This window comes from Streptomyces sp. 11x1, assembly GCF_032598905.1.
In the GTDB taxonomy this organism is placed as follows: domain Bacteria; phylum Actinomycetota; class Actinomycetes; order Streptomycetales; family Streptomycetaceae; genus Streptomyces.
On the sequence record NZ_CP122458.1, the window covers coordinates 1,353,198 to 1,364,479 of the forward strand.

Sequence of the window (11,282 nt, forward strand, 5' to 3'; positions counted from 1 at the left end):
CCGGCACGCCGCGCCGCCCCCCGCGGTCGGCGGCGCATCGACGGCGCCTGAGCGCCGCGTCCTGCGGAACAGAGAGTGGGAGTCTCGTCATGGCCTCTGGGTCGCGTGTGCGTTCCGAAGGGCGCGGTCCCTCGGTGATTCCCGAGGCGATCGCCGTGGTCGGCATCGGGGCGCTGTACCCGGCTGCTCGGGGGGCCGAGCAGTACTGGCGGTTGCTGACCGCCCCGGCGACCGACGGCGCCCCCGCTCCCGCCGCGGGCGGGCTCGGCGACATCGAGGTCGATGTCGCCGGATTCGGGATTCCACCCGCTCAGACGGGGACGATGTCCCGGATGCAGCTCCTGGCCCTGGAGGCGGCCCGCCAGTGTCTTCAGGACGCGGGCTACGATCGGCGACCGTTGCCGTCGGACCGTGTCGATGTGACGGTGGGCACCTGCTTCGGCCTGGACCGCCAGTACGCCAACGCCTTGCGGATAGAGGGCGCTCGCTACGCCGTCGAACTGGGGCGGACGCTCGCGGAGCACGGCGGCCACGCGTCGGACGCGAACGCGGACACCACCGAGGAGTTCCGCGCCGCGCTGATAGGGCGGCTCGGCGCGTCGCCGCACGACAGGGTGAGCGAGCTCGTCAGCTCCATCCCGGCGCGGGTCGCGTCCGCCTTCAAGCTGCGTGGGAGGACGCTGGCGCTGGAGTCCGCCGATGTCACGTCGTACGTGGGCCTCGCGTACGCCATGGACAGCCTGCGTGCCGGTACGTCGGACGCCGTCCTGCTCATCACCGGGCAGCGCCACGAGGGCCCCTTCGTCGCACGTGCTTTCGCCGCCAAGGGGCTGGGGCAGGAGGAGGCCACCGGTGCCGCGGCACCGTACGACACGGGCCCGTTCAGCGAGGGTGTCGGGGCACTGCTGCTCAAACGCCTCTCGTCCGCCGAACAGGACGGCGACCGTGTGTACGCCACCGTGCGGTCGTGCGTCCTGCGGCACGAGGGGCGCCCCGGCGCCTTCCGCTATCCGGACCGGGACGGGCTGTGGGAGGAGGCGGCCGTCGCGGGACGTACGACCTGTGCGGCGGCGGCCGAGGCGGTGCAGTACGTCGAAGCGGCGGGGTCCGGCGTCGCCGGCGAGTCGCATGCCGAGCAGCGGGCGCTCACTGCCTCGTTCACCGGCGCGGCGCCCGGCTCCGTGGCGGTCGGTTCGGTCCGGGACCGACTGGGGCACACCTTGGCGAACGCCGGACTCGCCGGCCTCAGCAAGATCGCGCTGGCGCTGCATCACCGCAGGCTGCCCGGCGGTGGCACGCGGTCGCGGATTCCGCACGGCGGTGCCCTGCGCACGGTGCCCGGGACCGAGGACTGGCCCGCGCCGTCCGGCGGCGGGCCGCGCCGGGCGGCGCTCGTCGGTTCGTCGCTGACCGGGACCGTGGCCCATGTCGTCATGGAGGAGTACGGCGCCCCGCACAGCGGTGGCGGTGCGTCGGCCGAGGGTCTCCGGGCGGTCACCGGGGCCGGGACGGTGAGCAGGGACGGGCCGATACCGATCGCCGTGGTGGGTTTCGCCGGACGCTTCGCCGGTTGCCCGGATGCCGAAGCGTTCTGGGCACGCACGCTCGCGGGTCACAGCATGGTCGGTCCGGTGCCGGACGACGTCTTCGACCGGAGCATCTTCTACGCGCCGGGAGCCCTCAGCCTCGACCGTTCCTACACCGACCAGGGTGCGTTCGTGCCGGTGCCGGACGGACCGCCGCCCGGTCTGCGTCTCCCACCGAGCCGCTACGCCGCGCTGGACGCGGCCCAGCGGGTGGCGCTCGACGTCGCAGCCGAACTCTTCGCCCGGCGTGGCTACGCGCCCGGCGGCCCGCCGGGCTCCGGTCTGGTGGCGGTCGGCAGCAACCTGGGGCTGCACAACGAGCGCCGCCTCAACTCCCTGCTCTGCGTCGATGTGCTGGAGCAAGTGGCCGACGGCCTGGACACCCTCGGCGCGTTGTCCGCGCGGGCCAGACGGGAAGTGCTGCGGCTCGTGAGGGACCGGACCGTGGCCGACGCGGACTTCACGCACGCGCTCGACGGCTGCCTGGCCAGCGGTGTCGCGGCACTGATCGCCAACGAGTTCGCCCTGGACGCCGTGCCCGTGGCGGTTGAGGCGGCGTGCGCCTCGTCACTCGCCGCGCTGGACCTGGCCGTCGGCAGACTGCGCTCGGGGGCGGTCGACTACGCGGTGGCCGGTGGTGTGGAACTGCCCTGCAACGCCCGTGACATGGTGCTGTGCTCCTCGCTCAGCCTGCTGTCGCACGGGCGGATCACCCCTTTCGACGAGGCCGCCGACGGTTTCTCACCCGGCGACGGCTGCGCGTTGTTCCTGCTCAAGCGGTACGACGACGCGCTCCGGGACGGCGACCCGATTCACGGCCTGCTGCGCGGCATCGGCGCCTCCAACGACGCGAGGTCGCTGATCGCTCCGGACATCACGGGCCAGGCCTCGGCCATGCTCCAGGCTTTCGACCAGGTCGAGTTCGAACCCTCCGACGTCGACTATCTGGAGGCGCACGGCACCGGCACGCGCGTCGGCGACCGAGTGGAGATCGCGGCGGTGGCCCTGGTCTACGGTGCCGTACCGCGTCGGCGCCCCTTGGACATCGGCAGCGCCAAGTCGTTCTTCGGTCATACGTTCGCGGCGGCCGGCGGAGCCGGACTGCTGCGCGCGCTGCACGCGGTGCGTACCGCGACCGTCCCACCCAACACCGGTCTGCGCACCCTCAGTCCCGAACTGGCCCTCGATCGCGTTCCCGGGCGTATCCGCACCGGTGCCGCGCCCTGGGAGGCCCCGGACGGACGTCCGCGGCGGGCTGCCGTGAGCTCCTTCGGCACCGGCGGCATCAACTACCACCTTCTCCTTGAGGAATACCAGGGCAGGCCACGATGAACGTGTACTTCGACCCCGAACTCGACCCGCAGACACGGGAGATGCGCGACATGGTGGTGCGGTTCGCCCGCCGTGAACTCGCGGGGCCGGCCACCGCCGACCCGGACGAATTCCGCCGCCGCTGGCAGCTGGCCGGCAAGCAGGGACTGGCCGGGAGCAGTGTCCCGGTCGAGTACGGCGGCAGCGGTCTGGACGCCGTCGCGGCGGCGGCGATGATGGAGGCGCTCGGTGAGGGAAGCAGCGACACCGGCTTCGCCTTCTCGATGGCAGCACACCTGTTCGCCGCCGTCATGCCCGTCGTGGAGTTCGGCAGCGAGAAGCAGAAGAACCGCTGGCTGCCGGCCCTGTGTTCCGGGGAATCGATCGCCGCCCATGCCGTCACAGAGCCGGCGGCCGGTTCCGACGCGTTGAACCTGGAGACCTCCGCCCTGCGCGACGGGGGCCAGTACCTGCTCAACGGGAGCAAGTGCTTCATCACCAACGCCCCGGTGGCGGACCTCTTCGTGGTGCAGGCAGCCACCCGGGCCGGGGGCGGCTTCTTCGGCCTGACCACCTTCCTGGTGCCCGCCGACACTCCGGGCCTGACCGTCGGGCGGACCTACGACAAGGTGGGGCTACGAGGATCGCCGATGGCGGACGTGCGCTTCACGGACTGCGTGGTGCCCGCGGCCCAGGTGCTGGGTTCGGAGGGCTCGGGCGCGGTCGTCTTCTCCACGTCGATGAAATGGGAGCGAACCTGTCTCTTCGGCATCTATCTGGGCGTGATGCGGCGGGTCCTTGACTCCACGATCGATCACGTGCGGCAGCGGGAGCAGTTCGGCACGGTCATCGGCGGATTCCAGGCGGTGAGTCACCGGATCGTCGACATGCTGGCGCGGTACGAGTCGGCCCGGCTGATGCTGTACCGGTCGGCGCGCGGTATCGACGCGGGAAGCGAGAGCACTGTCGGCCCTGCCCTCGCCAAACTCGCGGTCAGCGAGGCCGCGGTGCAACTGGGCCTCGACGCGATCCAGTTGCGCGGCGCGCTGGGCCTTCTGGACGGCGAGGCGGAGACCCTGCTGCGTGATGCCCTGCCGGCCAGGATCTTCTCCGGGACGAACGAGATCCAGAAGAACAACATCGCCCGCGAACTGCGCCTGGGCAGTCGCCACCGAGAAAACAGGCGCTGAGCAGAGAGGCAAGGACATCATGCATGTCATCGTTCACCGCATCCGGCTCCACGAGGGCGTCGACCCCGCCCGGTTCGAGACCTGGGTGCGGGAAAGCGACTACCGCGCTGCCGCCGACCTCAAAAGCCTGCATTCCTTTGCAGTGCACCGCATCTCGACACATGCTGACGCGAATGCGAATACGAATGCGCCCCACGAATACTTCGAGGTCATCTCGGTGACCAGCCCGGAGGAGTTCGAGCGGGATATGGCGACCGACACGTTTGGGCGCCTGGTCGCCGCTTTCGACACCATGGCCTCGGTCGTGGACGAGATCTCCGGGGAGCGGATCGAACCGGGGTACTCCGCGGACTGAGGCGTGCGCATCATGAACGGGTGCCGGGATCGGACGTCCCCGGCACCTTTTCTCCCCGGACCGTCGATTTCGTCAGGACATGCTGACCTGTTGCGCGATCCTGCTGATGAGGCCCGACTCATAGGCGATGGCGACCGCCTGGGTGCGCGTCCGCGCATGCAGCTTCTGCAGGACGTGATGCACATGTGAGCGCACGGTCGCGTTCGAGACGGTCAGCCGCTCGGCGATCTCGGCGTTGGACTTGCCCCGGGACAGCAGCAGCATCACTTCACGCTCGCGCCGGGTGAGCATGGGACCCGCCCCGGCCGGCACCAGGGTGAGGTGCACGTCGGCGAGCGCCAGCGACCTGCCGACCTCGTCCGGCAGGACAAGGACGTTGACCGTGGTGACCGTTCTGATCACGTGGACGAGGTCCTCCACCGAGGACTCCACGGAGAGCACGGCACGCACACTGACCCGGAGGGCTTCCAGCGCGCGATGGGTGTTCTGAGGGGGGCAGAGCAGGATCACCTTGCTGAGTTCGGCCAGTTCGGCGAGTTCCTGACGGTCGTCGATGGTGAGCAGGGGCGAAATGACGATGACAGCTTCGGGGGACGCCTCGGCGGCCACGGCGAGGGCACGGCGCACCGATGTCTCCACGGTGACATCGAGGTGATAACGCCCCAGCAGTGCCTGAATTCCCGCTCCGACGATGGCATTGTCGCAGCACACCAGCAATCTGATACTCATGATGCGACACAAAGGAGACCATGAGCGGAACGACGGAGCAAGAACTGAAGAATGATATTCAACGGAACGGCCGTCGACACTTGTTCCCCTTAAGTATCACAACCTTTAATATTGCACTTTCAATGGCACGGTATCACGACCACACGCCGATGAGAAGGAGCCTGCATATCGCCGAGATAGCATCGAATGCGCCCAAGTTCCCACCGTGCGGCGCGCACAAACACCGGACAGTTCAAATTGAGCGGAATCCAGCGGAACCCGGGCGACGGAAGGACGCGGGCGCCGGGGTGGACGGGACGCCGAGACGGCTGACGAAGAAGGGGCGTCCGGTCAGGCCCAGCAGAGCCTTCAGATCGCGGCGCAGGTCGTCGTGCTGCACGACGATGCTGAGGGGATGGAGTGCCAGCCCTGCCTCCGTGGCGGCCAGCCAGTAGTCCAGCAGCAGCTCGCCGCCCCGCAGTTGCCCGGCCACACCCGGCGATTCCCTGGTGAATCCGAGCACCACCACGGCGGGCGTCCGAAGCCGCACGTGCCCGGCCGGCTCCGCGGCGAGCCGGTGGTGGAAGCCGGCCAGACACAGGAGCCGCATCACCGGTGGGGCCAACGTGAGGCGCTTGCCCAGGCACTGGAGCGGCGTGAGCGGTCCGAACAGCTGAGCTGCCGTGAAGCCGTCTCCGTGCCGACGCGCCTCGGCGGCGTTCCACCGCACGTACGCATGGGTCTCCCGCCAGGCCGCCGGGTGGCTGAAGTCGCGCCCGGCGTGAGACGCCAGGAAGTCCGCGAAGAGGGACCTTTCCGGACTCGACGTCAGGTGCCGGACCGTCACACCGCCCTTCTCGGCCCCCTGCGGGTCGTCGGCCCGGACCGGGACGGCGACCGTGCGGGCCAGCTCCCCGAGTGTCCCGTCGTCGAGAGCGGTGTTCCGGTACGGCCCACGGTGGGTGCGCCGCCCGCGGGCCAGCGCCCACAGTTCGTCGATCCCTTCCCCCGAGGACCGGTCGCGCCGCAGCGCCGCCACGCACAGCGGAGTCCAGTCCGACGGCCACCGCGCGGCGAACCGGACCGGTCCGGGCAGCACCTCGACGGCGCGCACCTGCAGCGCCGCCCACCCCTCGGCGGCCAGCGCCCGCCGCAGCAGCCGCCAGTACGCTCCGCAACTGACATGCATCTCCATGGCGTGCGCGGCCAGAGCGCGCAGTTCACGGCAGCGGTCCAGGGCGAGAATCACGTACTCGGTGCCCGCTTCGTCGCCCATGCCGAGGAATCGGGCGGCGGCCTGCCGGGCCTCCGGCGAGTCCGCCCGGGCGAGCCTCCAGGGTTGGCAGTTGTGGGAGGAAGGACTGAGCGAGGCCAGCGCGGTGGCGTCGGCCAGCGCCTCTTCGAACCGCCGTGCAGGAGCGACGGACGGACGTGTCACGGCAGCGGTCCTCACCTTCTGTCGACTGTCGACTACGTGCTCGCAGGGTCACTCCAGACCAGGGCCAGGTGGTAGCCGTCCAGCTCGCAGGCCCGGGTTCGCAACTCGCCGCCGCCGACGGGTGCGTGTCGCAGCAGCTCCGGGCCCGGCCGCCAGGCGAAGCGCCCGTCCTCGTGCCACCCGGTGAGGCGCACCTCGCGCGTGTCGACGCGCAGACCGAACCCGTAGTACTTGAGGACGGCCTCCTTGCACACCCAGCGCAGGAGCAGTGGCATGACGCGCAGGCGCTGCCCGGCGAGGTCCGCACCCGCGCTCTCGCCGTCAGCCGAGAGGATGCGGGCCAGCGGGGGCGAGACGGTGCGCGGACGCTCCAGGTCCACTCCGACCGCGCCCGGCCCGCACACCGCGACGGCATAGTCGCCGGAGTGCGTCAGGCCCACCTCCACCGGCAGGTCGGTCACGGGCTTCCCGGCGCGCAAGCCCTGCGTCACGCGTCCGATGCGGATGTCACGGCAGGCGACCGGCGTGCTCCCCGAGTGCTCCTGGTGGGCGCGCACGGCGTACTTGAGCGCCATCCGGCCCGCCAGCCACTCCTCGCGCCGACGCCGCAGAGCGAGCGTGCCCACGTAGGACGCCTCTTCCGGTCCCAGGTGCCACGACGTCAGCCGGGCGCGGACGTCGTCCCCGGCGGCGCGCAGCCAGGCGAGCGACACCACGCTCAGGGCCAGCCCCGGCGCGGGCCGGAGCACCCGCAGCGGCACGTCCCGATCGAGAACGAGTGGGCCGGTGTCCGTCCGGGGCCGGAGCTCGCCGGGTGCCGCCGCGGCCTCAGCGGTCGACATCGGGCGGCAGCAGGAACGGGTACGTGCGCCGCCGGATCCTGCGGTGCCAGAAGCGGTCCGCCCGGCGCAGGCGTTGGATCAGTTCCCACATGCGGGCGTCCTCGCGGTAGTAGCCGGCCACCTCGTCGGCGGTGACCGGGGCGTCGAAACGGCCCTCGCTCTGCGCCAGGAAACCCGGAACCAGCCGCGACAGCCGTTCCTTGTGCAGATTGCCGAGGAAGTCGAGGACGGCGCCGCGCGGCTCGTAGTACTTGTCGAAGATCGCCCGGGTCTGGGACACCCGCACGGCGTCGCGCAGAATCCAGGGGAGCGAGGTGAAGAACAGCCGCACATCGAGCCGTTCGCGCCGCCGTGCGTCTCGCAGCAGGGGGGTGGTGACATCGAGGTAGACCAGTTCCCCGTCGAGATCCATCCAGTTGGACGCCTGAGCGTCCAGCCCGACGCCGGGGGTCACCGCTTTCTCGACCAGGGGGAGGAAGCGCGCGTAGAAGTCGCCGGCCCATGCGTGGCCCTCGGTGTGCAGCAGCCGGGAGCACAGCCGGTCGCCGGGCAGAGCCTCCTGCACGCAGTACCCGACGACCTTGCCCGAGGGCGTCCGGGTGTGCCACAGCCGGGTGTCGGCGACGCGCACGCCGGCCTTCTCCAGCTGCTCGACGTACTCACCGACCAGCGACTCGTGGCGCCTGAAGCTCTCGTAGGTGGGGAAGACCGGCAGCCGCTTGCACGCGAACGAGCCGTCCGGGGTGTCCAGGCGCAGGACGAGGGTGACCTCACCGAATCCGAGAACGGCCAGCGCCGAGGGATCGGCGGTGTCGAGGGCGCGTTGTACGCGCCTCTCAAGCGCGGCGATGTCCCGCTCGGGAAGAACGAAGGACATGGGACGCCGTCACCTCCCCCGCCTTGACGCGGCGGTGGCCGAAGCAGCGCTTACGCGGCGGTGAAGACGAGCACGGCATTCTGTCCCCCGAATCCGAACGAATTGCTGACGGCCACATCGACCTTCGTCCGGCGGGCCGTGCCGGAGACCACGTCCAGGTCGAGGTCGGGGTCCTGCTGTTCCAGGTTCGCCGTGGGGGGAACGGTGGAGTGCTGGACGGCGAGCACGGTCAGGGCGGCCTCGATGGCGCCGGCGGCGCCGAGAGTGTGGCCCAGGACCCCCTTGGTGGAGGTCACGGCCACACCGTCGCCGAACACCGCACGCAGGGTTCGTGCCTCGATCGCGTCGTTGATCCTGGTCGCGGTGCCATGCGCGTTGACGTGCCGCACCTCGTCGGTCCCCACCCCGGCCTGCGTCAGCGCGTCCCGCAGGGCGCGCCGGACACTGCGCCCCTCGGGCTCGGGAGTGGTGATGTGGTGGGCGTCGGCGGAGGCACCGTACCCGGCCAGCCGGGCCCGCACCGGAGCACGACGCGCCCGGGCATCCGCTTCGCGCTCCAGCACGAGTACGCCACTGCCCTCGCCGATGACGAAGCCGTCGCGGGCCGCGTCGAACGGACGGGAGGCGGCGGTGGGATCGTCCACCCGGCGGGAGAGCACACCCATCTGTGCGAACCCCGTCACCATGAGAGGGCTGACGTTCGCCTCGGTGCCACCGGTGAGCACCACGTCGCAGACGCCTTCCCGCAGCAGCCCGGCGGCTGTGCCGATGGCCGTGGCCCCGGAGGCACAGGCGCTGGCGGTCACGAAGTTGGGGCCGGTGGTGCCCAGGTCCATCGCCAGATGACCCGCGACCATGTTCGGCACCAGCATCGGAAGCAGCAGGGCGGAGACCGCCTGGGGCCCCTTCTCCAGGAGTCGGCGGTGCTGTTTCTCGAAGGTCGTGATGCCGCCGAGCCCGCAGCCGATCACCACACCGACCCGGGCGCCGTCCCAGGTGAGCGGGTCGAGGCCGCTGTCCGCGACGGCTTCACGGGCGGCGACGATCGCCAGCTGGATGAAGCGGTCGTGGGTCAGCCGGCTACGTGGTCCGACGTGCCGGGCCGGGTCGAGGTCCGGCACGGTGCAGGAGATGTCGATCGGCAGATCGGCGAGCATCGGGTTCCTGGTGGCCTTCGACCGGCCGTCGCACACGCCCTTCCACGTCACGTCCGTGCCGATACCGGCCGCGGTGACCAGACCGAGTCCGGTGACGGCGATGCTGTCACCGGACGTCACGGCGCGACCCCGACCCCGGACTCGACGAGGCCGGCCAGGTGCCCGATGCTGTCGGCCCGGCCCACCGCGTCGTCCTGGATCTCCACGTCGAACTCGGACTGGATCACGAGCAGCAGTTCGACGACGAACAGCGAATCCATGTCGAGTTCCTCGAACGTGGCATCCGGCCTGATCTGCGCCCGCGCCACCGCGAAGTGATTGACGAGCAGGTCGACCAGCTTTTCGTACACAGCGCCCATGAAGGTGTTCTGCCTTTCCGCTGGGTGAGTGGGATGCGACATCTGGCGGAAACTATCCCCACACCCGCTGACCGTCCGCTGACCGATACCTGACCAGTGGTCCCGTCAGGCGTCGGTCAGCGGACGGTCAGCGTTGGCCGGAAGACTCCAACCGGTCAGGGCCTTTTCGGCCGTACCGCTCTGCGAGGAGTCACACTTTTGGCCGCCTGCCGCCGTGCTCGCACGCCCCGCCGAGCCGCCGCCCCCAGGGGGTGTTTTGAAAGTCCCGCACAGCACCCACGGCGCCCGGCACGCACCCTCGCCGCACCGGCCAAAGACCCAAGTAGCTCCGCTACGAGGGCCTTCATCCGGCACGCCGAGGCCACGCACCGAACACCGCGGGCACCGCACAGGACTTTCAAAACACCCCCTACCGGAGACGACCGATGACCCCGGCAGCCGTTCTCGCCGGGCTGGGCAGCCAGTTGCCGCCCCGGCTGGTGACCAACGACGAACTGGCGGCCCGGCTCGACAGCTCCGACGAATGGATACGCACCCGGACCGGTATCCGGCAGCGCTACGTCGCCCCCGAGGGGCTGCTGACCTCCGACCTGGCCGCCGGAGCCGGAGCGCTCGCCCTGAAGTCGGCCGGCCTCGCGCAGGTCGACGCCGTCCTGGTGGCCACCACCACACCGGACCGCCCCTGCCCCGCCACCGCCCCGACCGTGGCCGAGAAGCTGGGCCTCGGGCAGGTGGCCGCCTTCGACGTCTCGGCGGTGTGCACGGGATTCCTCTACGCGCTCGCCACCGCGTCCGGCCTCATCGCATCCGGTACGGCCCGGCACGTACTGGTGATCGGGGCGGAGACGTTCTCCCGGATCCTCGACCCGGCCGACCGCGCCACCTCCGTCATCTTCGGCGACGGAGCCGGCGCCGTCGTGCTGCGTGCGGGACATCCCGAAGAGCCGGGCGCCCTCGGGCCGTTCGCACTCGGCAGTGACGGCAGTGGCCAGGACCTGATCACCGTGCCGCGCGGCGTCCCGCCGGCACCGGCGGAGACGGCGGAGACGGCGGAGACGGCGGAGACGGCCACCGACGGCTACTACTTCACGATGCAGGGCAGGACGGTCTTCCGGCTCGCCGTGCAGCGGATGGGACAGAGCATCCGGGCCGCCCTCGACCGGGCCGGGCTGCGCATCGACGACATCGACCGGCTCGTCGGCCACCAGGCCAACCTCCGCATCCTGCTGCGGCTGGCCGACGAGATCGGGCTGCCGCGTGAGCGCAGCTACAGCCACATCGCCGAGGTGGGCAACACCGCCGCGGCCTCCCTGCCGCTGGCCTTGGACCACGCGCATGCCGAAGGCGCCCTGCGTCCCGGCGACCGTGTGCTGCTGGCCGCCTTCGGCGGCGGGCTCACCTGGGGGGCGGTCACGCTCACCTGGCCCGCCGTCGACCGGGGCTGAGGGCGGCGGGATCC

At 70.9% G+C, this 11,282-nt stretch carries 10 protein-coding genes; 4 read left to right on the top strand and 6 right to left on the bottom strand.

Annotated features, from left to right (window positions below):
- Positions 1–134: 134 nt before the first annotated feature.
- Genes P8T65_RS06075 through P8T65_RS06085 form a run of 3 tightly spaced genes read left to right on the top strand, consistent with a single transcriptional unit; the run spans position 135 to position 4,442 of the window.
- A complete protein-coding gene (locus P8T65_RS06075) occupies positions 135–2,918 on the top strand; it encodes a polyketide synthase (RefSeq protein ID WP_316724347.1) in 2,784 nt (927 codons plus the stop codon).
- Positions 2,915–4,087, top strand: coding sequence for an L-prolyl-[peptidyl-carrier protein] dehydrogenase (gene redW, locus P8T65_RS06080; RefSeq protein WP_316724348.1), 1,173 nt, complete (start codon positions 2,915–2,917; stop codon positions 4,085–4,087). Before P8T65_RS06075 ends, redW begins: the two co-directional genes overlap by 4 nt.
- 19 nt (positions 4,088–4,106) lie before the next feature.
- Entirely contained in the window at positions 4,107–4,442 is a 336-nt protein-coding gene (locus P8T65_RS06085) for a RedY protein (RefSeq protein WP_316724349.1), read from the top strand.
- A gap of 72 nt (positions 4,443–4,514) precedes the next feature.
- Here the strand turns inward: P8T65_RS06085 and P8T65_RS06090 are convergent, their stop codons facing one another.
- From P8T65_RS06090 to P8T65_RS06115, 6 genes are all read right to left on the bottom strand, one after another.
- Complete coding sequence (locus P8T65_RS06090) at positions 4,515–5,171, bottom strand: response regulator transcription factor (RefSeq protein ID WP_215458148.1); 657 nt, start codon at positions 5,169–5,171, stop codon at positions 4,515–4,517.
- A 232-nt stretch (positions 5,172–5,403) separates the two neighbouring features.
- Positions 5,404–6,588, bottom strand: a complete 1,185-nt coding sequence (locus P8T65_RS06095; RefSeq protein WP_316724350.1) for a RedV protein — start codon at positions 6,586–6,588, stop codon at positions 5,404–5,406.
- 32 nt (positions 6,589–6,620) lie between these two features.
- Entirely contained in the window at positions 6,621–7,430 is an 810-nt protein-coding gene (locus tag P8T65_RS06100; protein WP_316724351.1) for a 4'-phosphopantetheinyl transferase superfamily protein, read from the bottom strand.
- Positions 7,417–8,307 carry a DUF6206 family protein gene (locus tag P8T65_RS06105; protein ID WP_316724352.1) on the bottom strand — a complete coding sequence of 297 codons (891 nt, stop codon included), beginning with the start codon at positions 8,305–8,307 and terminating at the stop codon, positions 7,417–7,419. Before P8T65_RS06105 ends, P8T65_RS06100 begins: the two co-directional genes overlap by 14 nt.
- A gap of 50 nt (positions 8,308–8,357) precedes the next feature.
- Positions 8,358–9,584, bottom strand: a complete 1,227-nt coding sequence (locus P8T65_RS06110; RefSeq protein WP_316724353.1) for a beta-ketoacyl-[acyl-carrier-protein] synthase family protein — start codon at positions 9,582–9,584, stop codon at positions 8,358–8,360.
- Positions 9,581–9,823, bottom strand: coding sequence for a phosphopantetheine-binding protein (locus P8T65_RS06115; protein ID WP_316724354.1), 243 nt, complete (start codon positions 9,821–9,823; stop codon positions 9,581–9,583). Before P8T65_RS06115 ends, P8T65_RS06110 begins: the two co-directional genes overlap by 4 nt.
- Positions 9,824–10,248: 425 nt before the next feature.
- Here P8T65_RS06115 and P8T65_RS06120 point away from each other — a divergent pair, with 425 nt between their 5' ends.
- Positions 10,249–11,268: a beta-ketoacyl-ACP synthase III gene (locus P8T65_RS06120; protein WP_316724355.1), complete on the top strand. Its 1,020-nt coding sequence runs from the start codon at positions 10,249–10,251 to the stop codon at positions 11,266–11,268.
- The last annotated feature ends 14 nt before the right edge of the window (positions 11,269–11,282 follow it).